The organism is Colwellia sp. MB02u-9 (genome assembly GCF_014077085.1).
Taxonomy (GTDB): Bacteria; Pseudomonadota; Gammaproteobacteria; order Enterobacterales; family Alteromonadaceae; genus Cognaticolwellia.
On sequence record NZ_JACGVF010000051.1, the window covers coordinates 1 to 690 of the forward strand.

Below are 690 nucleotides of genomic sequence, written 5' to 3' on the forward strand. Positions count from 1 at the left end.
GTGATGGAAAAACACTTAGCATTGATTGCCCAAAAGGTACCCAAAGGACGACACGCCGTGATAGTTGTGGATGGTGCAGCTTGGCATCAAGTCCATTTAACCGAAAAATTTGATAACTTATCAATCATAAAATTACCCCCTTACTCACCTGAGCTAAATCCTATTGAACAAGTATGGCAATGGTTAAGACAAAATGAATTAGCGAACCGATGCTTTAGTGGATATGAAAATATTGTTGATGAATGTAGTCGAGCTTGGAATGTTTTTATTTCAGACACATCTAGGGTGATAGATCTTTGCTCTAGAGACTGGATAAAAGTGGGAAGTTAATTAATCAAATTGGTATAAGTTAAGCTTTAAACCATAAAAAGCAAAAAACCCGTAATGTTAACTACGGGTTTTTGACGTACATAGATGCACTAATGCGTTGGATGCAGGATGCACAAGCACGCTCTCACATAAAAAAGAATACCTGCACGCTATTTACAAACGACGCTAATACCTTTCACTGCTTACGCTTAATGGGCAAAGTAGCGGCGCCATCTCAAGCTTTATTTATCAAATCCCAGAAAGCAAAAAACCCGTAGCGTCAGCTACGGGTTTCTCTAAATAGAAGCCTAGCAATGTCCTACTCTCACATGGGAACTCCCACACTACCATCGGCGCTAACACGTTTCACTTCTGAGTTCG

1 protein-coding gene is annotated in these 690 nt (G+C 40.1%); it reads left to right on the forward strand.

The window, feature by feature from the left end; all coding sequences use genetic code 11:
* On the forward strand, positions 1–330 hold a 330-nt coding region (locus H4J65_RS00395), incomplete at its 5' end, for a transposase (protein WP_182194070.1).
* Positions 331–690 lie beyond the last annotated feature (360 nt).